At 68.7% G+C, this 21,554-nt stretch carries 19 protein-coding genes and 4 pseudogenes; 15 read left to right on the forward strand and 8 right to left on the reverse strand.

The features are described from left to right. The first annotated feature begins 800 nt into the window (after positions 1–800). The 5 genes from ACE101_RS11015 to ACE101_RS11035 all read left to right on the forward strand — a co-directional run bounded on the left by ACE101_RS11015 (position 801) and on the right by ACE101_RS11035 (position 5,651). On the forward strand, positions 801–1,019 hold the full coding sequence (locus tag ACE101_RS11015) for a hypothetical protein (RefSeq protein WP_379129110.1): 219 nt from the start codon (positions 801–803) through the stop codon (positions 1,017–1,019). 374 nt (positions 1,020–1,393) lie between these two features. Continuing rightward, positions 1,394–1,750: a hypothetical protein gene (locus ACE101_RS11020; protein WP_379129112.1), complete on the forward strand. Its 357-nt coding sequence runs from the start codon at positions 1,394–1,396 to the stop codon at positions 1,748–1,750. Positions 1,751–1,915: 165 nt separating this feature from the next. After that, entirely contained in the window at positions 1,916–2,260 is a 345-nt protein-coding gene (locus tag ACE101_RS11025; RefSeq protein ID WP_379129115.1) for a carboxymuconolactone decarboxylase family protein, read from the forward strand. Positions 2,261–2,896: 636 nt separating this feature from the next. Continuing rightward, positions 2,897–4,255, forward strand: coding sequence for a Hint domain-containing protein (locus tag ACE101_RS11030; protein WP_379129117.1), 1,359 nt, complete (start codon positions 2,897–2,899; stop codon positions 4,253–4,255). A gap of 67 nt (positions 4,256–4,322) precedes the next feature. Then, positions 4,323–5,651 carry an IS701 family transposase gene (locus ACE101_RS11035; RefSeq protein ID WP_379129119.1) on the forward strand — a complete coding sequence of 443 codons (1,329 nt, stop codon included), beginning with the start codon at positions 4,323–4,325 and terminating at the stop codon, positions 5,649–5,651. Positions 5,652–5,672: 21 nt separating this feature from the next. Here the strand turns inward: ACE101_RS11035 and ACE101_RS11040 are convergent. The 5 genes and pseudogenes from ACE101_RS11040 to ACE101_RS11060 form a co-directional block, all read right to left on the reverse strand. Next, positions 5,673–6,488: pseudogene (locus ACE101_RS11040) on the reverse strand (IS5 family transposase). Between the two features lie 64 nt (positions 6,489–6,552). Further along, entirely contained in the window at positions 6,553–7,881 is a 1,329-nt protein-coding gene (locus ACE101_RS11045) for an IS701 family transposase (protein WP_379129119.1), read from the reverse strand. Positions 7,882–7,983: 102 nt separating this feature from the next. Further along, positions 7,984–8,514 (reverse strand): annotated as a pseudogene (locus ACE101_RS11050) (IS630 family transposase); the annotation flags it as partial. 23 nt (positions 8,515–8,537) lie between these two features. Continuing rightward, positions 8,538–8,957, reverse strand: coding sequence for a winged helix-turn-helix domain-containing protein (locus tag ACE101_RS11055; protein WP_379129121.1), 420 nt, complete (start codon positions 8,955–8,957; stop codon positions 8,538–8,540). 263 nt (positions 8,958–9,220) lie between these two features. Beyond that, the gene (locus ACE101_RS11060) at positions 9,221–10,300 is read right to left on the reverse strand and encodes a tyrosine-type recombinase/integrase (RefSeq protein WP_379129123.1); all 1,080 of its coding nucleotides are present in this window, start codon (positions 10,298–10,300) and stop codon (positions 9,221–9,223) included. Positions 10,301–10,422: 122 nt separating this feature from the next. On the opposite strand from ACE101_RS11060, the gene dusA reads away from it, so the two are divergent. Next, entirely contained in the window at positions 10,423–11,436 is a 1,014-nt protein-coding gene (gene dusA, locus ACE101_RS11065; RefSeq protein WP_379129126.1) for a tRNA dihydrouridine(20/20a) synthase DusA, read from the forward strand. 146 nt (positions 11,437–11,582) lie between these two features. Beyond that, the gene (locus ACE101_RS11070; protein WP_379129129.1) at positions 11,583–11,993 is read left to right on the forward strand and encodes a PilZ domain-containing protein; all 411 of its coding nucleotides are present in this window, start codon (positions 11,583–11,585) and stop codon (positions 11,991–11,993) included. 199 nt (positions 11,994–12,192) lie between these two features. On the opposite strand, the gene ACE101_RS11075 is transcribed toward ACE101_RS11070, so the two are convergent. After that, positions 12,193–13,425 (reverse strand): MFS transporter, encoded by a 1,233-nt coding sequence (locus tag ACE101_RS11075; protein ID WP_379129131.1) that lies wholly within the window; start codon positions 13,423–13,425, stop codon positions 12,193–12,195. A gap of 241 nt (positions 13,426–13,666) precedes the next feature. Between ACE101_RS11075 and ACE101_RS11080 the strand changes: the two genes are divergently transcribed. Then, on the forward strand, positions 13,667–15,163 hold the full coding sequence (locus ACE101_RS11080) for an exopolysaccharide biosynthesis polyprenyl glycosylphosphotransferase (protein ID WP_379129133.1): 1,497 nt from the start codon (positions 13,667–13,669) through the stop codon (positions 15,161–15,163). A gap of 7 nt (positions 15,164–15,170) precedes the next feature. Here ACE101_RS11080 and ACE101_RS11085 read toward each other — a convergent pair whose 3' ends face one another. Together ACE101_RS11085 and ACE101_RS11090 are read right to left on the reverse strand one after the other, a co-directional pair. Next, positions 15,171–16,430: an amidohydrolase family protein gene (locus tag ACE101_RS11085; protein WP_379129135.1), complete on the reverse strand. Its 1,260-nt coding sequence runs from the start codon at positions 16,428–16,430 to the stop codon at positions 15,171–15,173. Positions 16,431–16,435: 5 nt separating this feature from the next. Then, entirely contained in the window at positions 16,436–16,849 is a 414-nt protein-coding gene (locus ACE101_RS11090; protein WP_379129137.1) for a nuclear transport factor 2-like protein, read from the reverse strand. A gap of 172 nt (positions 16,850–17,021) precedes the next feature. Between ACE101_RS11090 and ACE101_RS11095 the strand changes: the two genes are divergently transcribed. The 7 genes and pseudogenes from ACE101_RS11095 (at position 17,022) to ACE101_RS11125 (ending at position 21,511) form a co-directional block, all read left to right on the forward strand. Further along, positions 17,022–17,339, forward strand: coding sequence for a hypothetical protein (locus tag ACE101_RS11095; RefSeq protein WP_379129140.1), 318 nt, complete (start codon positions 17,022–17,024; stop codon positions 17,337–17,339). A 63-nt stretch (positions 17,340–17,402) separates the two neighbouring features. Next, positions 17,403–18,538, forward strand: a pseudogene (locus ACE101_RS11100) (IS630 family transposase). 123 nt (positions 18,539–18,661) lie between these two features. Next, a pseudogene (locus tag ACE101_RS11105) lies at positions 18,662–18,838 on the forward strand (zinc-finger-containing protein); the annotation flags it as partial. A 138-nt stretch (positions 18,839–18,976) separates the two neighbouring features. Continuing rightward, positions 18,977–19,336, forward strand: a complete 360-nt coding sequence (locus ACE101_RS11110; RefSeq protein ID WP_379129143.1) for an ArsR/SmtB family transcription factor — start codon at positions 18,977–18,979, stop codon at positions 19,334–19,336. Beyond that, entirely contained in the window at positions 19,329–19,766 is a 438-nt protein-coding gene (gene arsC, locus ACE101_RS11115; RefSeq protein WP_379129145.1) for an arsenate reductase (glutaredoxin), read from the forward strand. The genes ACE101_RS11110 and arsC overlap by 8 nt, the downstream gene beginning before the upstream one ends. A 7-nt stretch (positions 19,767–19,773) precedes the next feature. Beyond that, positions 19,774–20,838 carry an ACR3 family arsenite efflux transporter gene (gene arsB / locus ACE101_RS11120; RefSeq protein ID WP_379129148.1) on the forward strand — a complete coding sequence of 355 codons (1,065 nt, stop codon included), beginning with the start codon at positions 19,774–19,776 and terminating at the stop codon, positions 20,836–20,838. Between the two features lie 358 nt (positions 20,839–21,196). After that, on the forward strand, positions 21,197–21,511 hold the full coding sequence (locus ACE101_RS11125; protein WP_379129150.1) for an ArsR/SmtB family transcription factor: 315 nt from the start codon (positions 21,197–21,199) through the stop codon (positions 21,509–21,511). Positions 21,512–21,554: the final 43 nt, after the last annotated feature.

A 21,554-nucleotide genomic window follows, 5' to 3' on the forward strand; every position in this document is an offset into this window, starting at 1 on the left:
CGGGTCCGGCCGGACCTCCGGGGCCGGTTGGTCCTGCGGGGCCGGTTGGTCCTGCGGGGCCGGTTGGTGCTGCGGGGCCGGTCGGCCCTGCGGGCCCGGTCGGGCCTGCGGGAGCGCCCGGTCCCGCCGGCCCTCGCGGTGACGTCGGTCCAGCCGGGCCGCCGGGCCCTCCGGGGGATACCGGCCCCGTGGGAGCGCCCGGGCCGCAGGGGGAAGCGGGCTCGATCGGACCGGCGGGCCCTGCGGGGCCGACCGGCACGGCGGGTCCCCCGGGTCCGCCGGGCCTCCCGGGGCTGAAGGGTTCCGAGGGAGAGGCGGGGCCGCTCGGCCCGCGCGGCCCTGCGGGCGAAGCCGGGCCCATCGGACCTCCGGGTCCGCCCGGCGAGCGCGGGGCGCCCGGCCTTCCCGGGAAGGTCGGACCGCGCGGTCCCGCAGGACCACCCGGCCCCAGGGGGCCGGCGGGGCCCGCCCCCGCAGCGCGAAGTTCGCCCGGCTCCCCCGCGCGGCCGGCCGCCGGACGCGAGCCCCTTCCGATCCAGCCCGCTCCCGAGACGCAGGTCCCCTACTGAAGCGGCCCGCCCGGGCGGATGCGAAAGTGGGCCCCGCCCGAGGATCCGTCACCGGGTCCCGTCGAAAAAATTTGGCGGGCAACGCTGCTCGGCGGCAGCGGGCGAGTGCGCTCGCCATCCGTCCGGAGCTATGCCGGACCAGCCGTTGAGGTCGAGAGCGCCTCATCCAGCACTCTCGCGATTCGACGCCCGCCGACATATGCTGAGGCGACGCAACCGGAGGTCGACGCTATGCCTTCGTTCGTGGTGTCCCAGACGGTCTTCGAAGAGGGCAAGGCCGCGAAAGCCGCTGGCAAGCCCTATACGGATGATCCCTATCGCGCCGGGTCTCAGGACAGCGCCGATTGGCTTGCCGGCTATACGGCCGATGAGGCCGAGCCCAGCGCGGCGGGGCCGGACGAAGCCGTCGATCCTTCAGCGGTGAAGGTTGCGGCCGGCAGAGAGCCGTAGCGGGCCTCAGCACAGGATTGCGAATCACGGGGAGCGCGCGGCGGCGGACAAGCGCGCGCAGACCGGCCTTGTCCCAGGCCGCGGACACGCAAGAACGCCCACGTCTCGGCAGGAGCCGTGCTGGACCGTCCGGGAAACATCCTTCCGGCAACGATGACGCCGTGCCGACAAGACTCGGCAGGGATGATGTCGTTCCAATAAGCAATCGATAGGCATTTTAGGGTTTTCTCTTAAAAATATAATCTTATACTCTCTGGGCGGCCGTATTTTACCCATCTCGGCGGATTGATTTGGGATGTATCTGCGCTTATCAAGCGCAGGAACGCCAGGATCAATCTGGATCAATGATAACCCAGCGAGGGAGGAATGTTTTGGTGAAATCCATCGGTGCCCTGCTTCTCATGATGGGCAGTCTGCACCCGTTTCATGCGACAGCTGAAGAGGGCGCCCCTCAGCCGACGTCGATGCAGAACAAGGCAGCTAAGCTCGCGGGGCTCGCAGGGTTCGTGAACATGTCCTGCCCTGAGATCCGCGCGGACAAGGACCGGTTTCGCGCAGCTGTTCAAGCCATGAAGATCGATCCGGACGAGCTTGAGCAGGGGCAGTTGCGGCTGACGGCCCAATCATACATCGCCGCCTACCAGAAGGATGCGGCCACGAGCTGCCGCCGCGCCGCCGAGCTTTTCGGTCGAAATGGCAGTGTCATCTCTGGTGTGTTTGTTTCGCGGTGACGAGCGAACTGGACGGATCGGCGACAATGAGCGGACGGACGACTGTCCGGCAATCACGCGAGCGTGATCCGCCCGGATAAGGAAGGGTTTGCTATCTGCGCTTCGGCAGGCGAAGCAGGCACGTTGAGAGGCTCCGCAGAGGGCCATCGAGTGAGGAAGCCAACGATGCATGACTGGAACGGCTATCGTGCCGATTTGGCAAACACGCTGGGGCAGATCGGGCAGATCAGCCCCGACCTCATCAAGGCGCACGATCTCATCGCTTCGGCCACGCCGAAGGAGCCGCAGCTCGATGCCAAGACCCGTGAACTGATCGCTCTGGCCGTGGCCGTGACCACGCGCTGCGACGGGTGCATTGCGTTCCACACCGAGGCCGCGCGCAAGGCGGGTGCGACCAAGGAGGAAATGGTCGAGGCGCTGGGGGTTGCGATCGCGCTGAACACGGGCGCGGCCCTCGTCTACACGGCCCGCGCCTTCGACGCGTTCACGAAGGCCGAAGGCGCGCCGTAAGCGCGCCGCTCGCACCTCCTGCGCTGAGCCTCACGACCGCCGCGACGAGGGCCTGCGCCGACGATGGCGCGGTGGGTCTGACCTGAACGCTCGGGCCGATTCCGGGCGGATGGGTGCCGTCGGAGATGCCGGCTCTCCTGCCGCATGCGCACCATCGGGCGTGACCCGAAATCGGTCGGCAGCGCCACCGGCATCCCGTCGATCCGGATGGGGCTCCCCGCGCAAGGGCCCGTCCGACGAGCCCGAGCATGGCGCAGGGCACGAGACCCGCGGACGACGGGAACAGGCAGCCGAGCCCACTCTCACTTGAGCTGCAACCGAGTCGGGAATATTCGGCAATCAATCTAGGAAGATTCGGCAATCATTCCCGCCGCATGGCGTAGAGTTGGACAAAAGTCCACCATGCCAAGGCACTGCCTGTGTATCAGAAAAATCACATTACTTTTGAAAAGACTGGGATACGATCGACCGCAGTTCATGGCGGCGATCCCCGCTGCCCCAGGCCCTTTACGGGTCGTGCTGACGCTTGATACGAAATTGCAAGACGATCGGTGGATTTGAATTGAAGAGCAGCGTCCAAGCTCTTCATTCGGCTTGCCGTGTCGGTCATCGAAGCAAGCTGGGGAGGAATTTACAATGGCGATTGTCTTTAACAACACGGTATACGGAGCCGGATTTGTTGGATCCGACGATGGCGCTCCGTCTGCGGGGTTTGGCATCGACGATGTTTCGACGGCGAACATCACTGTCAGCGGCACGGTCAATGCCGCCGGCGATACCGTGCAAGCGACTGGTATATTCCCCGGGGATAGCGCGTCTTCAACCAAGACCCTGTTTGCGACGCAGTACGACTCGTCGAGCATGATCCAGTTCACGGACAGCACGACCACGCCCACAACCCGGTACGTCTTGTCTAATACACCGCTTGCTGCCCGCCAGCGCGTGACTTTCGACAGCAACAATACGCCGACCGATTACGCAGTGGTCTGCTTCGTCACCGGCACACGCATTCGCGTGGCCCGCAACAGGGGTGAGGCGGAGGTCCCGGTCGAGGAGCTGCGCGTGGGCGACGGCGTCGTGACCGCGTCCGGGGAGCACCGCCCGGTCCGCTGGATCGGCCATCGCACCGTCGCGTGCACCACCTCTGCCGATCCGAATGACGCCTGGCCGGTGCGCATCAAGGCCGGCGCCATCGCCACGGGGGTTCCCGCGCGCGACCTGCTCGTCTCGCCCGACCACTGCCTCCTGTTCGACGACGTGCTCATCCCCGCCAAGCACCTCGTCAATGCGGCGACGATCGTCCGGCAGCCCGTGGAGTCGGTCGGCTACTGGCACATCGAACTCGACAGCCACGAGGCCCTGCTCGCCGAGGGCACCCCCGCCGAGAGCTACCGCGACTGCGGCATGCACGCCTTCTTCGAGGGTGGGCAGGGCTGGGGCACGCGCCCTGCGGACGCTGCAACCCCGCCGCTCCTCGCGCCCCACGCGCTGTCGGGCCCGCGCCTGCATGCCGTGAAGGCTTGGCTCATCGCGCGCGCCAAGCACCTCGGCGCCCAGCGCCACGACGATCCCGATCTCGAACTCGTTGCCGACGGGCGGGTGGTCGCGCCGTCCGCGGTCGAGAACCGCCGCTTCACGTTCGCGGTGCCCGCGGGGACGCAGACGCTGATCCTGCGCTCCCGCAGCTCGGTGCCGGCGCACTGGATCGCCGACAACGAGGATCCCCGCCTGCTGGGCGTTCGGGTGTCCGACCTGCGCATCGACGGGGCGGAGATCGCCATGAGCGACGCGAGCCTGTCCGACGGCTGGAACGCGGTCGAGCCGAATGGTCGGGAGCGCTGGACGAACGGCAATGCCAGCCTGCCGCCCTGCCGCAGCCTCTCCTTCGCGGCCGATTGGTTCCTGGGCTACCCTGCCGCCGAGGTGAAGGCTCAACCGGCCCGGATCGCCGAACCTGCCGCGGTTCCCGCGCTGCGCCTCGTCGCCAACGGGTGAGCCTAGCACTACCTGGGCACTTTAGCGGAGTTGAGAGGTTGCTTCCCTGATGATGCGGGAGGCTGCGATGCCTGACGCTTGCGATCAGCTCCCGGAGCTTGATACGTGGCTGGCGCCCTTCCTGGCCGCCACCGGCCGCAAGACACGGCGGCGCTGGGCCCCCTTCTACCTGCGGGGCCTGCTCGGTCCTGGTGAGCGCAAGAGCTTGCAGCCGATGGCAGCCCGCCTCGGCTTATCCGGACACGACCAGTTGCAGCACTTCATCGCGAGCTCGGCCTGGGACGATCGCGCCCTCTGGACGGTGTTGGCCCGCGAAGCGGACCGGCTGGTGGGTGGATCAGAGGCCTGCCTCGTGATCGACGACACCGGTTTGCCGAAGAAGGGTACGCTGTCAGTGGGTGTCGCGCGCCAGTACTGTGGCGCGCTGGGCAAGAAGGCGAACTGTCAGGCGCTCGTCTCGCTCACCCTGGCGCGCGACGAGGTCCCCGTGCCGGTCGCCCTGCGCCTGTTCCTGCCGGACGAATGGACGTGCCGGCCGGAGCGATGCACGCAAGCCGGCGTGCCTGAGGCAGCAGTTGCCCCGCGGACCAAGGGTGAGATCGCGCTGGCGGAGCTTGACCGCCTGCGGGCGCAGAACCTGCGCTTTGGTGTGGTGCTGGCCGATGCAGGCTATGGCGGCAGCGCCGTCTTCCGCCACGGCCTCGAGGCTCGCGGGCTGAGCTGGGCGGTCGGCATCCCCAGGAACCAGAAGGTCTACGCCGCCGACGTGCAGCTGGTGTCGCCGACAGGCCGCGCTCGCAAGCCCGTGCCGGACCAGGAGCCGCGCGACGCCGAGACGGTCCTGGCGGAGCTTGCTTGGCGGCGCGTGACGTGGCGCCAGGGCACGAAAGGCAAGCTTGCGGCCCGGTTCGCCATGGTTCGCGTGCGGGTGGGCGACGGTCCGGTCCGGGCCAACAACCGGCATCTACCGGGCGCCGAGGTCTGGCTCGTGGGCGAGTGGCGCCTCTCGGGCGAGCGCAAGTACTACCTCTCCAACCTGCCGCCCCAGACGACGCGGCGGGCGCTGGCCGGCCCGATCAAGGCACGCTGGATCTGCAAGCAGGCCCATCAGCAGATGAAGGAGGAGCTTGGCCTCGACCACTTCGAGGGCCGCTCCTGGACAGGCTTGCACCGGCACGCACTCATGACGTGCATCGCCTATGCCTACCTGCAGCACGTGCGCCTGTCCGAACATCATCGGGCGGGAGGGGGGAAAAATGGCGTCCCACCGACCGGGTCCGCCACCCTCACCGAGCTTGCCCACCGTGCGGAAGGCCATCATCGGACGCCTCTTCGCAGCTCTAATCCCGCCGGTGCGATGTCCACACTGCCAGAGGCGCTTCCGGCTGCCTTCTGACATCAAAGTGCCCAGGTAGTGCTAGAGAGTGTTATGGACTGCTGCGAAGTCGGCGGCCCTGCGAAGAAGCGGGACGCTGAAGGCGACGAGGTGCAGTCCGGCCAGAGTGGTGGGCAAGCGTTCGTAGTCGCGGGCCAACCGACGGAAGCGGGCCATCCAGGCGAAGGTCCGCTCGACCACCCACCGACGTGGCAACAGGACGAAGCCGCGCTTGGCCGCGGGCAGCTTCACCACTTCCAGGGTGATGCCGCGATCGGCAGCTGCCTTCGCCGCGCGCTCGCCCGTATAGCCCTGATCCACATAGGCGAGGTCCACGCTGTCGCCGGTTGCCTCCTGCACGGCATCCACCAGCGTGGCCACGGCGGCGCGATCATCGGCATCGGCGGGCGTGACGTGCAGCGCCAGCACTTGGCCGAGCGTATCGACCGCCGCGTGCAGCTTCGACCCGCGGGTGCGCTTGTGGCCATCCCAGGCGGCGCGAGCGCCACTCTCGGGCGTCGAGCGCAAGGTGCGGCTGTCGAGCACGACGGCCGAGGGCTCCTCGGCACGACCCGAGGCCAAGCGCAACACGGCGCGCAGGTCATGAACCAAGCTCTCAAAGCAGCCAGCCCGCAGCCAGCGTTGCGCCTGGTCGTACACGGCGTGCCAGGGCGGCAGGTCGTGCGGCATGGCGCGCCAGGCCACGCCGTACCGAACCACCTAGCGCAGACCGTTGAATACCTCCCGCAGGCTATGCTCCCGCTGGGCAGCGGTCTCGGGCAGCAACGTCAGGTAGGGGGCGACCAGCGCCCATTCTTCATCACTGACATCGGAGGGGTAGGAGCACCGCGAGTGCATTCCCCTGAAACTGGCGCACCCACAGGTCCATAACACTCTCTAGCACTACCTGGGCACTTTGATGTCAGAAGGCAGCCGGAAGCGCCTCTGGCAGTGTGGACATCGCACCGGCGGGATTAGAGCTGCGAAGAGGCGTCCGATGATGGCCTTCCGCACGGTGGGCAAGCTCGGTGAGGGTGGCGGACCCGGTCGGTGGGACGCCATTTTTCCCCCCTCCCGCCCGATGATGTTCGGACAGGCGCACGTGCTGCAGGTAGGCATAGGCGATGCACGTCATGAGTGCGTGCCGGTGCAAGCCTGTCCAGGAGCGGCCCTCGAAGTGGTCGAGGCCAAGCTCCTCCTTCATCTGCTGATGGGCCTGCTTGCAGATCCAGCGTGCCTTGATCGGGCCGGCCAGCGCCCGCCGCGTCGTCTGGGGCGGCAGGTTGGAGAGGTAGTACTTGCGCTCGCCCGAGAGGCGCCACTCGCCCACGAGCCAGACCTCGGCGCCCGGTAGATGCCGGTTGTTGGCCCGGACCGGACCGTCGCCCACCCGCACGCGAACCATGGCGAACCGGGCCGCAAGCTTGCCTTTCGTGCCCTGGCGCCACGTCACGCGCCGCCAAGCAAGCTCCGCCAGGACCGTCTCGGCGTCGCGCGGCTCCTGGTCCGGCACGGGCTTGCGAGCGCGGCCTGTCGGCGACACCAGCTGCACGTCGGCGGCGTAGACCTTCTGGTTCCTGGGGATGCCGACCGCCCAGCTCAGCCCGCGAGCCTCGAGGCCGTGGCGGAAGACGGCGCTGCCGCCATAGCCTGCATCGGCCAGCACCACACCAAAGCGCAGGTTCTGCGCCCGCAGGCGGTCAAGCTCCGCCAGCGCGATCTCACCCTTGGTCCGCGGGGCAACTGCTGCCTCAGGCACGCCGGCTTGCGTGCATCGCTCCGGCCGGCACGTCCATTCGTCCGGCAGGAACAGGCGCAGGGCGACCGGCACGGGGACCTCGTCGCGCGCCAGGGTGAGCGAGACGAGCGCCTGACAGTTCGCCTTCTTGCCCAGCGCGCCACAGTACTGGCGCGCGACACCCACTGACAGCGTACCCTTCTTCGGCAAACCGGTGTCGTCGATCACGAGGCAGGCCTCTGATCCACCCACCAGCCGGTCCGCTTCGCGGGCCAACACCGTCCAGAGGGCGCGATCGTCCCAGGCCGAGCTCGCGATGAAGTGCTGCAACTGGTCGTGTCCGGATAAGCCGAGGCGGGCTGCCATCGGCTGCAAGCTCTTGCGCTCACCAGGACCGAGCAGGCCCCGCAGGTAGAAGGGGGCCCAGCGCCGCCGTGTCTTGCGGCCGGTGGCGGCCAGGAAGGGCGCCAGCCACGTATCAAGCTCCGGGAGCTGATCGCAAGCGTCAGGCATCGCAGCCTCCCGCATCATCAGGGAAGCAACCTCTCAACTCCGCTAAAGTGCCCAGGTAGTGCTAGATGTTCGGTCCCGGCATGTGGTGTGATACCGCCGCACTTATGAACTGATCTGTTTCAGGTAGGGGTAGGCGCAGAGGGACTTGATGCGGCCGGTCTCTGCCGCGAGCGCAGTCCAGGCCCGGCAGCACGCCTCGACGACGGCCTCGTCGTCGGCCAGGAGCCGATGGGAGAGGTAGCGCTCGCGCAGGTAGAGCCAGACACGCTCGACCGGGTTCAGCTCGGGACTGTAGGGCGGCAGCGGCACGAGGGTGAGGTTGGGCGGGAGCGTCACCGCGCGCGGATCGTGCCAGCCCGCACCGTCCAGCACCATCACAGCGTGGGTGTCGGCTGGGATGCTGGCCGCAAAGTCGGCCAGGAAGCGATCCATGGCCTGAGTGCAGACCCGCGGCAGCACGAGGGCGAACTCCTCGCCTGTGGCGGGCCGCACGGCTGCGAAGATGTAAGCTGAGGCGAAGCGCTTGTCGCACAGCCCTGGCGGGCGTTGGCCGCGCACCCACCAGCGATGGCCGGTCCGGCCCTTCTGGCCCACGCGCGCCTCGTCCATGAACCAGAGCGCGATCGTCTTGTCCGGATAGGCTTGGGCCGCCGCCGCTACGGCCGTGCGAAGCCCCCTTTGGCGAAAGCGGCCGCCGCACGGGCGTTCCGCTTCGGGTGAACGGGCCTGGCCTTCTGCTTCGACAGCCCGAGCCGACGCACGACCCGCGACATGGATTGCGGGCACATCGTCTTGTCGAACCGCTCCTCGATGAAACGGCAGAGGTCCGGCAGCGTCCAACTCGACGGCTCCCCTTGCTCGGGATCTGGCCCAACCAGGATCCGATGCACCAGAACTGCTTGCTCACCCTCGCTGAGGATCTCTCGCCTGTGGCCGTGCGGACGATCCACCAGCCCGGCCAGCCCCTCGGCATTGAACCGGATCACCGCATCGCGCAGAGCTTGGCGCTCCATCCCGGCCGCCCGCGCCGCCTCGGCGCGGCTCATGCCTTCCAGCGCATTGGCGATCGCCAGCATCCGCTGCGCTGTCGAACGGCGAGGCTCTTTCCTGGCCCGCCGCCTCAACTCAGTCGGCGTCGCGACATCCTCCCGGATTGGCAAACCGCGTCCCATTCCGACCTCCCGCTCAGGCAGGAGCCAATTGAATCAGCTGCTTCCTTCCCGGGGAACACCCATCCGAGCCACCTCAATCGCGCGCCGGTATCAGTAAAAACTTTACTGTGCCTGATTTAATGAGATGCTGCCGTAAAGATCGACGGCCGCATGTTAATATTAGGATTTTAAGTTTGAGTTATAACAGAATGCCACGGCCAGTCAGTATACTTATCGCCGATTTGCCGTACGTGCGTATAGCGCTGTAGGCTCTGCCATGACCGATGGCCGCTCACCGACGCGGCCAGGGGGACTGTCTTCCCCATCTCGAACAATCGCGAGACGCCGTCGTGGCGAAGGTCGTGGAAGTGCAAGTCCTCGATCCCGAGGAACGCGCAGGCACGTGTGAACGCCGCGCCGATCGCGTCGGTGGTGTAGGGGAAAATCCGGTCACCGGATCTCGACTGCGCCAACGCGACGGCCAATGCCTCCGGTGGCAGCTCGCACCAGACGTCGTTGCCGATCTTCTCGCCTGGGTTCTTCATGTCGCGCACCATGACGCGCGAGCCGGCCTCGTCGAGGTCGGACCAGACGAGGCGCGTGATCTCCTCCTGCCGGCGCGTCGAGAAGATTGCGAAGGCGATCACCGCCTGCATCGGCACCGACGAGGGGCGTCGCCGCCGAACCTCACCGAAGTGGGTCATCAACCGGTCAAGCTCGGCGAGTGTCGGCCGGCGATCCCGCGCCTTCGGCTTCCCCGTCAGCCCGAGGCGACGGGCGACCTGTTGCGCGGCCTCCATCTGAGCCCGGTCCAGCGGATAGCTCCATGCGGGCTGCGCGACGGTGAACACGGAGCTGAGATGCGCGAGGTAGTTCGCAACCGTTTGCGGCTGCCGCCCTCGTGCGAGATCCTGGGCGAAGGCTACGATGTCCGCGCTGTCGATCTCTGAGCAGCGCCGGCCGGCGATCTCATAGGTGGCGATGGACCGGAGCACCTGCGCTTTCGTCTTCCCGATCACCTTCCGGGACTCGCGGACGTAACGGTCGATCACCTCGGAGAGCGTCGGATCGCCCGTCTTGCTCCTAGCCTGCTCCAGGGCACCAAGCTGGCGGAGTTCCTTCTCCCGCTTCTTGATCCAGGCCAGCGCGGCCGGCTTGCGATCGAAGGTCTTGGTTTCACGATGGACGCGCCCATCTCTTTGGACTGCGATTTGAGCGTGGTAACCGGACGTGCCGTCCTTGCGCTTGCGCTCCAGGATGGTGCCCACGGCGTCCTCATGACAGCTACAGCATGAGAGCGCGATCTACAGCATCTGCTGTAGGTGGGGCGACAGAATGCCCCGAAACGTACGCCCTGGCACGGAAACCTACAGCACGGAACGAGGACCAAGTGACCGCACAGGCTGAAACATTCGACGCTCTCAGCGGGTGGCGGTTCTCCGTGGCGCCCATGATGGATTGGACGGATCGCCATTGCCGGGCCTTCCACCGCGTCCTGTCGGCGCGGGCGCGTCTGTACACCGAGATGGTCACGACCGGGGCCGTGCTGCACGGGCCCCGCGAGCGGCTGATCGGCTTCGATCCCGCAGAGCATCCGGTCGCGATCCAGCTCGGCGGGTCGGAGCCGGGCGACCTCGCCGCCGCGGCGCGGATCGCGGAGGAATACGGCTACGCCGAGGTGAACCTCAATGTCGGCTGTCCCTCCGACCGGGTGCAGGACGGGCGCTTCGGTGCCTGCCTGATGCGCGAGCCGGCGCTGGTCGGTGATTGCGTCGCCGCCATGAAGGCGGCGGTCGCCATTCCGGTCACCGTGAAGTGCCGGATCGGCGTGGACGACCAAGATCCCGAGGCGGCCCTCGACGCGCTCGCCGCGGCCGTGCGCGCGGCCGGGGTCGATGGTCTCATCGTGCATGCCCGCAAGGCGTGGCTTCAGGGCCTGTCGCCCAAGGAGAACCGGGACGTCCCGCCCCTCGACTATCCGCGGGTGCACCGGCTCAAGGCGGCGCATCCGGACCTGCCGCTGGCGATCAATGGCGGCCTGCGCAGCCTCGCCGAGGCTCGCGAGCAACTGGCCCATGTCGACGGGGTCATGCTGGGCCGGGCGGCCTATGCGGAGCCGGCGCTGCTCCTCGGCGTCGATCCGGAGCTGTTCGGATGCGCGGCCCGGGTGGCCGATCCCTTCGCGGCGGTCGAGGCGTACCAGCCCTACATCGCCGCCCGGCTCGCCGAGGGGATCCGGCTGCACGCCATGACCCGGCACATGCTGGGCCTGTTCAACGGCCGCCCCGGCGCGCGCGCCTTCCGGCGTCATCTCTCCACCGAGGCCATGCGGGCGGGCGCCGGCCTGGGCGTCCTGCGGGAAGCCGTCTCCCTGGTCTCGCGCGAGGTCGCGGACGCGGCCTGACCGGGTCCGCCGGGCCGCAGCGATCGGGGCGAGGCGGTCTTCAGCCGCGACGATGACGCCCATCCAAGCGTCCACGGCCGCGTCCGACCGAATGTCGGACCGGCGACCCCGGCCGGGCCTGCTCGTTCAGGCTGCATCAGGAGCGCATGGAGACGGCCGGCACGGCGGCTGCCAAGCTCGACCGGGCCGCCCGGGCGATGAACGGGGTGGTCGACGCGATCATCGCGATCGCCGAACAGGTCGACCTGCTCGCCCCCGACGCCACGATCGAGGCGGCCCGCGCGGGGCGGCGGGCCGCGGCTTCGCGGTCATCGCCTCGGAGGTCGAGACCTTGGCCGGACAGGCGCAGACGGCGACGGGGCGGATCTCCGGCGAGATCGGAGCAGGGCACGCCGCCCTGCATCGTCCCCGACATCTCCGGCTCCGGCGCCAAGCTCGCGCTCCGGGCGGATCTGCGCCTGCCGGATACGGTGGTGCTGCATATCGGCGGCCGGCCGCCCCGGACCTGCCGCGTCGTGAGACAGACCGCGGAGGAGGTCGGCGTCCGCTTCCTCTGAGCGCCGCTCCGATCGGGAGCCGAGTTGCGGCTACCCCTGCGTCCGGGGCCGGGATGCGGCGCGGCGGCACGCCCCGAAGTGCCGCCGCGCGAGGGCAGGATCCGATCACGCCGCAATCGGATCCTGCTCTAGGTCTCTGTTCTTGCCGCATTTTCCGCGGCGGACCGGCATCCCCTTCGTCGGACGGTGCTCGAGAACATCACGCGCCGCGCACCGATCCGCCCACGCGCGGCAGGAAGACCGCCAGCAGGCCGATCGCCGGCAGGAAGGCGCAGAGCGTGTAGACGGTTTCGATGCTGGTGCGGTCGGCGAGTTCGCCGAGCACCGCCGCGCCGAGGCCGCCCATGCCGAAGGCGAAGCCGAAGAACAGCCCGCCGACCAGCCCGACCCGGCCGGGCAGCAATTCCTGCGCGTAGACCAGGATCGCCGGCATCGCGGAGGCGAGGATCAGGCCAATCGGCACGGTGAGGACGACGGTCCAGAACAGGTTCGCGTGCGGCAGCGCCAGCGTGAAGGGCAGCACGCCCACGATCGAACCCCAGATCACCGGCTTGCGGCCGAAGCGGTCGCCGATCGGGCCGCCGATCACGGTGCCGACCGCCACCGCGCCGAGGAAGACGAAGAGCAGCACCTGCGATTCCTGCACCGAGACGCCGAACCGGTGCAGCAGGTAGAACGTGAAGTAGGACGTGAAGCTCGCCATGTAGAAGTACTTGGAGAAGATCAGCACCAGCAGGATCGCCACCGTCGCGACGACCCGCGGGCGCGACGGCGCCGGGCCCGCCCCCGCCGCCCGGCGGGGGCGCGTGGCCGCGAGCGCGAGCCGCGCCCGGTACCAGCGGCCGACGAGGCTCAGGACCACGAAGCCGGCGAGCGCCGCGACGGCGAAGAATGCGATGCTGGATTGCCCGTGCGGCACCACGATGAAGGCGGCCAGGAGCGGGCCGATCGCCGTTCCGGCATTGCCGCCGACCTGGAACACCGATTGCGCGAGGCCGTACCGGCCGCCGGAGGCGAGACGCGCGACGCGGGAGGCCTCCGGATGGAAGATCGCCGAGCCGGTGCCCACGAGGCCGGCCGCGACGAGGAGGCTCGCGAAGCTCGATGCCCGCGACAGCATGAGCAGGCCGGCGAGCGAGAGCAGCATGCCCGCCGCGAGGGAGAAGGGCTGAGGCCGCCTGTCGGTGGAGAGGCCCACCACGGGCTGGAGCAGGGACGAGGTCAGCTGGAAGGCCAGCGTGAGCAGACCGATCTGTCCGAAATCGAGATGGTAGGTCTGTTTCAGGAGCGGGTAGATCGCCGGCAGCAGCGACTGGATCAGGTCGTTGAGGAGATGCGAGAGGCTCAGGCCCGCGAGGACCGCGACGGTGGGCCCCGCCGGACGCGCGGCCGCCGCGGCCGCCAATCCGCCCTCGCTCGCGCGCGCATCCATGATCGTTCCTCCCGGTCGTCGCCCGGTCTTCTAGCACCCTCCCGCCCGCGGGGATCCGGCGCGCCCGCAAGGCCGGGTTGCGTCAGCGGGACAGGTCGGGGCGGCCTGCGCCTTGCTCGGTGACGCCTGTTCCTCCGGAGCGGGCCGCGCAGCGTCTCATTCCGGTACGGAATGCCCCGTGAGATCGACCCGACGAGGGACCATCCCGCCCTCTCGGCCTCAAGCCGGAATTGTCGTCCGCATGCGCCACGAACGGTTCGTCACCGAAGGAGCCTCGAACCCGGCCCGCCGCGCGCGGCGCGCGATCTGGGCGGCCCTGCTGCCGCGCCGCAGCCGCTCGGCGATGCGGCTCGCCATCGGCGCCGGGGCGGCCCTGGCGGAGTTCCTCGCCGTGCTTCTCACGGTGCTCGCCGTTCAGGCCATCTACCACGCGGCGGCGCTGCACGCCCCGATGCCGCTCGCCTCGGCGTTGCAGGTCGGCCTGCTGCTCGCCCTGTTCGTCATCCTGCCGAACATCGCGCGCGGCGAATACAGCATCGAGAACTACCTCGCGGGCGGGCCGCATCTGCGGCGGAGCGCCAGCCTGTGGCTGGGCGCCTGGGCGCTGCTCCTGCTGATCGGCTTCCTCACCAAGACCATCGGCGAGGTCTCTCGCGTGACGGCGGTCGCCGCCTTCCTGGCCGGGCTCCCGGTGCTCCTGGCGACGCGGTCGGCGTCCCTCGCGCTGGTGCGGCGGCTGGCCACCACCCGCTTGGCCTCGGCGCGCCGCGTCCATCTCATCGGCTATGACGCCGACATCGCGAGCTTCTATGCCGGCCAGGACACGGATGCGCTCGGCGTCCGGGTGATCGGAACGAGCTACCTGCGATCCGTCCCGCTGGGGGCGGGGGCGGAGGAGCGGCGGCGCCAGCTCGGGGAGGATCTCGACCTCGCCGTCTCGGTGGTGCGCTTCCTGCGGCCGGACGACGTCTTCGTCCTCGTGCCATGGACCGATGCCGAGGACGTCGCGCTGTGCACCGATGCCTTCCTGCGGGTGCCGGCCGCCCTCCATCTGCGGCCCGCGCAGGTGATGGACCGCTTCAAGGACATGCGCCTTGCCCGGGTCGGCCGCCTCACCGGCATCAATGTCGGCCGCGAGCCCCTGTCGCCGATCGAGGTCGCCCTCAAGCGCAGCTTCGACATCGTGGTGGCGGGCGTCGCGCTCGTCGTGCTCTCGCCGCTCCTCGCGACGATCGCCCTGCTGATCCGCCTCGACAGTCCCGGCCCGAGCCTGTTCCGGCAGAAGCGCTACGGCTTCAACCAGGAGGCGTTCTCGGTCTACAAGTTCCGCAGCATGCGGGCGGCGCCCGAGGGCGCCTTCCGGCAGGCGACCCGCAACGACGACCGCATCACGCGCATCGGCCGCGTGCTGCGCCGCACCAATCTCGACGAGCTGCCGCAGCTCATCAACGTCCTGCGGGGGGACATGTCGCTCGTCGGGCCGCGGCCGCACGCGCTCGCCCACGACCGGAGCTTCGAGCGCCGGATCGCCCTCTATGCGCGCCGCCACAACGTGCGGCCGGGCATCACCGGTTGGGCGCAGGCCAACGGCCTGCGCGGCGAGACGCTGACCGATGCCGACATGCAGCGCCGCGTCGAGCACGACCTCCACTACATCGACAACTGGTCGTTCTGGTTCGATCTCCAGATCCTGGTGATGACCGTCCTCGCCCGCAGGGCGTTCCGCAACGCCTATTGACGAAGCGTCAGCCGAGGAGACGCGGCGGGGGACGCTCCGTCCCGTCCGGGGGCGTCAGGCGTGGGCGCGGCCGCACGAAGCTGCGCCGCCCGCGCTTCATCCCGAACAGCGGCGGGGCGAGGGTGCTCACCGCCTCCGCCGCGTCCCGCGCGTCGAGGACGACGAGATCGGCGCTGCAGCCCGGGGCGATGCCGTAATCGCCCTGCCGCAGGATCCGCGCCGCCGAGCCGGTGACGAGATCGAGGCAGGTGGCGAGATCGGCGGGCGCCGCCACCTGCGCGACGTTCGCGTAGAGGTTCGCGATGCGCAGGAGCGAGCCGTCCCCGTAGGGCGTGAAGGGGTTCAGCACGTTGTTGGTGGCGATCGAGCAGAGCACGCCGTGCCGGGCGAGGCGATGCGCGGCCGAGACGCCGCGGGGCACGTTGCGGTCGGCCTCGCGCCCCATCAGGAACAGGTCGGTGGCCGGCAGCACCGTGACCGCCACGCCCGCCGCGGCGAGGCGCTCCGCCGCCGCCGCGAAGGCCTCGGGCGCGAGGGCCGACAGCTTGGTGACATGGCCGATCGCCACCCGCCCGCCCCAGCCGGTGCGCTCGGTCCAGCGGCAGACCGCGTCGAGGCGCAACCAGGACGGGTCGAGGTCGAAATCGAGGTGGAGGTCGATGTCGACGTCGAAGCGCCGCGCGATCTCGAAGATGCGCGCCACATGGCCATCGGCGTCGCGATCGACATAGGGCGCGCCGCCGACGAGATCGGCGCCCTGTTCGAGGGCCGCGACCAGCACCGCCTCGCAGCCGGGATCGTCGAGCAATCCTTCCTGCGGGAAGGCGCAGAGTTCGAGATCGACCGCCCAGGCGTAATCGGCCTTGAGCTGCTTCAGCGCCCGCAGGCTGGTGAGCCCGACCCGCGGATCCACCTCCACATGGGTGCGCAGGCGGGTCGTGCCCTGCGCGATCGCCTGTTCCAGCACCCGCCGGGCGCGCTCGTAGACGTCTTCCTCGGTGAAGCCGCGCTTGGCCCGCGCCACCGACGCGATGGCGTCCTGCAGGCTGCCGCCGCAATCGCAGCGCCCGACGAGGCAGGCCTTGTCGAGGTGGATATGCGTCTCGACGAAGCCCGGCACCACGAGCCGCCCGCCCAGATCCTCGACCGGGCCGTTGCGCGGCAGGTCCGCCGCGACGGCGACGAAGCGGCCATCGCGCACCGCGATGTCGGTGTCGGTCTCGCGCCCGGGCAGGCGCGCATGGGTGAAGAGGTGATCGAAATCCATGGGCGTCAGGCGCCGAGGCTCGGATCGAGGATGCGCTCGGCGCTGTCGTTCCAGACCTCGTGGGAGACGATCACGCCGCCGCGCACCACGAAGCGGTCGACGTAGCGGTTGCCCTCGAACGGGGTGCCGTCCGGCCATTCCCCGTAGAGGGTGCCGAGATTGTAGACGATCGTCTCCTCGGATCCCGGCACGACGTCGTTGCGCAGGATGCGCTTCTTCACCCAGCGGTAGCGGTTGGCGTTGAAGGCCGTCGTCTCGGACGGATGGCCGAAGACGCGTCCGCCCGTGAACACGATGCGCACGTCCGGCGCCATGAACGCGGCGGCGGCCACCGGATCCGGCCGCATCGAGGCCTCCAGGAAGGCATCGACGATGCGGGCGGCCTCGGCGGCCGCCTGGGCGGGATCGGATTGCGTCATGGCGGGTCTCCTGCGCGGCGGAACTGTAACCGGCGGATCGCCCGGGTTGTAGACCGTTCGCGAGGCGGATCGTGCCTCGCTCCCGGTGCGGCCGCGAGCCGGGCGGGCGGCAGCGGATCGTTAACGATCGGCCCCTTAGGGTGAAGGTTGTCTCAACGAGCGGGAGGCGGCCATGGCCCTGCGTCTCAACCTCGCCATCGGTGTCGTCGCGGTTCTGGGCTTCGGCACGGTCTGCGCCGTGTCGGCGGTGAACCTCGACCGTCTGCCCTCGGCCGAGGCGCCGGTGCCTCAGGTCGCCGCCGTGCGCGCGGCTCCCGAGGAGCCGGCCGTGACCGGCGCCCTCATACCGGCTCCGGTTCCGGTCGCGCCGAAGCCGCGCGCCAAATCCGCCAAGGCCGAGACCGCGCGCGACCCCGCCTTCGATTCCGAGCGTCTCGCCCAGCTCCTGAGCGCCGCCGCCGCCGGCACCGCCCGGCCGATCGACCGCTAGTGGCTTGTCTGGGCTGATTTGATGAGTTGCGCGTTGGTGGGGAGCGATCCCGGGAGGCGCGCGATGAAGAAGTACGTTGTGACGCTCACGGCGGCGGAGCGGGATGAGCTTTCTGGGCTGGTGTCGCGCGGCAAGGCCGAGGTGCGCCGTCTCAAGCACGCGCAGGTGTTGCTCAAGGCTGACGCGAGCGCCGCGGGACCGGGCTGGCCCGACGAGCGGATCGCCGCAGGGGTCGGGGTCGGAACGGCGAGCGTGGAGCGGGTGCGACGGCGCTTCGTCGAGGAGGGGCTGGAGCGGGCGCTGAGCCCCTACCGCAAGGGCCAGCGCCTCTACGCCCGCGCGCTCGACGGCGAAGCGGAGGCTCACCTGATCGCCCTGGCCTGTTCATCGCCGCCTCAAGGACGGGCGCGCTGAACGCTGCGCCTGTTGGCCAGCCGCATGGTCGAACTGCAGCCCGTGCCGGGCGTGTCTCACGAGACGGTGCGTCAGACACTCAAAAAAACACTCTCAAGCCGCACCTGAGGAAGATGTGGTGTATCCCGCCCAAGCACTCGGCGGAGTTCGTCTTCCACATGGAGGACGTGCTGGAGGTCTACTGCCGACCCTATGATCCGCGTCGGCCGGTGGTGTGCCTGGACGAGAGCTTCAAGCAACTGATCGGTGAGACCCGCCCGGCGCTGCCTCCGCGCCGCGGGGCGGTGGCGCGCCACGATCACGTCTACGTGCGCAACGGCGTGGCGAGCCTGTTCCTCGCCTGTGAGCCGCTGGCGGGCTGGCGGCACGTGGCCGTCACCGCCCAGCGACGCCGCGTGGACTGGGCGCGCGTCGTGCGCGACCTGCTCGACGGCCGCTATCGCGAGGCCGAGCGGGTGGTGCTGGTGATGGATCAACTCAACACTCATGCCCTGGCCAGCCTGTACGAGGCCTTCCCAGCCGCCGAGGCGCGCCGCCTGGCCGAGCGCATCGAGCTTCATCACACGCCCAAGCACGGCTCGTGGCTTAACATGGCCGAGATCGAGTTGAGCGCGCTGGGGCAGCAATGTTTGGCCCGGCGCATCGCCCAGGTGGACACGCTCACTCAACAGCTGGCCCGCTGGGAGGAGGCCCGCAACGCCGGGCAGACCAAGGTGGACTGGCACTTCACCGCCGGTCAAGCTCGCGACAAGCTGCGCAGTCTCTACCCATCAATTGATCCCTGACAAGGTACTAGAGGTGAGCGCTCGGCAAGTCGTGGAGGCGTAGGAGGTGCTGCCCCACCCGGACCAGCGCTCCACGGCCGCCTGCGGCGCCGTGCGTGGCGTTGAGGGCGCCGGAGCGCCCGTAGAGACGCACACAAGGCGTTCGACCTGCTCTGGAGGGAATGGCTCCTCGAACGCGATACCGCCTACCCGCGCCTCGCTCAGGAGTTCGGGATGGACCCGGAGCAGGCGCATAGGGGCCGGATGGACGCGGAGACGGCGCGTCGAGTGCGGAGAGCCGTGACGGCGATCCGAGCCTGATCGCGGGCAAGAGGCCGCCCTCGTAGCTGATGAGGACGTCCGTCGCTGCGCGACCTTGCTGCCTGCGAAGGGTGATGGGGTTGTCAGCGGACCCTTTTCCTTCTACGTTTCGATTACCATTGAAACGTTGGAATTATGATGGACGAACGGCAAGCCCTCGCTTCCTTCTCAGCCCTGTCTCAGGAGCACCGCCTGCGCATCGTGCGCCATCTCGTGACGGCGGGACCTCAGGGCGTGGCTGCCGGTGCCCTTGCTACGGCCATGGGCGTGCCATCCTCCAACGTGTCGTTCCACCTCAAGGAACTGGCCCACGCGGGCCTAGTGGGCTCGCGACGTGAGGGTCGTTCGATCATCTACAGCGCGGACTATTCGGCCCTGTCCGGCCTGATCCAGTTCCTGATGAAGGATTGCTGCGGCGGCCACCCAGAGGTCTGCACCCCAGCGATCACGACACTCGCCGCCTGCTGCATTCCCGAGGAGACGACGACCCATGCCTGAGCCGATGGATGTCGTGATCTACCACAACCCGGCCTGCGGCACGTCCCGCAACGCCCTGGCGATGATCCGCAACGCCGGCATCGAGCCACACATCATCGAGTATCTGAAGACCCCGCCGACACGGGCACTGCTGGTGCAACTCCTGGCGCGGGCTGGTCTCAGCGTGCGCGACGTGCTGCGCGAGAAGGGCACGCCCTTCGTTGAACTCGGCCTCGGTGATCCGTCGCTCAGCGAGGACCAGCTGCTCGACGCGATCACGGCGAATCCGGTTCTCCTCAACAGGCCGCTGGTGGTGAGCCCGAAAGGCGTGCGCCTGTGCCGCCCCTCCGAAGCCGTGCTGGACCTGCTCCCCATGCAGCACGGCGAGTTCGTGAAGGAGGACGGTGAGCGCGTCGTCGACGAGCACGGCCGGCCGGTCGCCTTGGCCTGAGGACATCATGAGCACCTTCGAGCGCTATCTGACCCTCTGGGTCGCCCTCTGCATCGTGGCCGGTGTCGCCCTCGGCCACGTCATGCCCAGTGTCTTCCACGCGATCGGCGCGGCCGAGATCGCCAAGGTCAATCTGCCGGTGGCGGTGCTGATCTGGCTCATGGTCATCCCCATGCTGCTGAAGATCGACTTCGCCGCCCTCGGGCAGGTCGGCCGGCATTGGCGCGGCATCGGCGTGACCCTGCTGGTCAACTGGGCGGTCAAACCGTTCTCGATGGCCGTGCTCGGCTGGCTGTTCGTGGGCTGGCTGTTCCGGCCACTCCTGCCGGCGGACCAGATCAACAGTTACGTCGCCGGCCTGATCATCCTGGCGGCCGCGCCCTGCACGGCGATGGTGTTCGTGTGGTCGAACCTGACGAAGGGCGAGCCGCATTTCACCCTCTCACAGGTAGCGCTCAACGACAGCATCATGGTGGTGGCCTTCGCCCCCATCGTTGGCGTGCTGCTCGGTCTCTCCTCGATCATGGTCCCGTGGAGCACGCTGGTGCTCGCGGTGGTGCTCTACATCATCGTGCCGGTGATCGTGGCGCAGCTCGTGCGCCGGAGTCTGCTGGCGACAGGTGGGCAAGTCGCCCTCGACAGGCTGCTGAAAGCCCTCGGCCCCGTGTCGCTGGTTGCGCTGCTCGCCACGCTGGTGCTGCTGTTCGGCTTCCAGGGTGAACAGATCCTGGCGCAGCCGCTGGTCATCGGTCTGTTGGCGGTGCCGATTCTGATCCAGGTCTACTTCAACGCCGGACTTGCCTACCTCCTGAACCGTCTGGCCGGCGAGCAGCACTGCGTGGCAGGGCCGTCCGCCCTGATTGGCGCCTCGAACTTCTTCGAGCTGGCCGTGGCCGCCGCAATCAGCCTGTTCGGGTTCAACTCGGGGGCGGCGCTCGCCACGGTGGTCGGGGTGCTGATCGAGGTACCCGTGATGCTCTCGGTGGTCTGGATCGTGAACCGCAGCGAGGGCTGGTACGAACGCGGTGCCGCGACCCGGACGGCGCTCAGGCCGGCCAGCCAGGGAGGGTGAGAGAGGCTTGCCCTCAACGAGGCAGCCTTGCCCGTGGCGCTTGGTTTAGCTGCGGCGACTCATGTTGGAGGCCATTCCCTCACAGCAGCAGCCGCCCTTCCTGCCCTTCATACCCGCGTGGTTCATCACCTTGCCGCACATCGCCGCTTTGCCCTTGCCGCTGCCGCAGCAGCTCATTGCGAGCACCGGTGAAGCACTCGTCAGCATCAAAGCCACGATAGCAAATCCAAATGTCCTCATGGGTGCTGCCTCATCTGCTCAGAGCCGCGAGTTCCGGGCCTGTCCACACTCGTCGAGTCGGTTCAGAAGCCATGGGTAAAGGGTTGCCCCTGCAAAGACGACCATTCATGCGATTTCCATGAATCTCGAACAAGCTGCCAGACAGCTCGAAGCCCTTGGCAACCCGACCCGGCTGCGGGTCTACCGCGCGCTGGTGCGCTCCGGGCATGCTGGCCTGCCGGTCCGCCAGCTGCAGGAGCGGGTCGGGATCGCCGCGGCCTCGACCCTGTCTCACCACCTCCACCGCCTGATCCTGACCGGCTTGGTCTCGCAGGAGCGCCAGGCCACCACCCTGATCTGCCGGGCGATCTACCCGGCCATGGACGCCCTGCTGGGCTTCCTGACGGACGAGTGCTGCGCCGACGCTGGCTGCGCCGGCAAGGACGCCGCCTGACTTTCTGGGCCTTTTATTTCGATAGTTCTGGAACAAACGGAGG

Source organism: Methylobacterium carpenticola (genome assembly GCF_042748905.1).
GTDB classification, from domain to species: domain Bacteria; phylum Pseudomonadota; class Alphaproteobacteria; order Rhizobiales; family Beijerinckiaceae; genus Methylobacterium; species Methylobacterium carpenticola.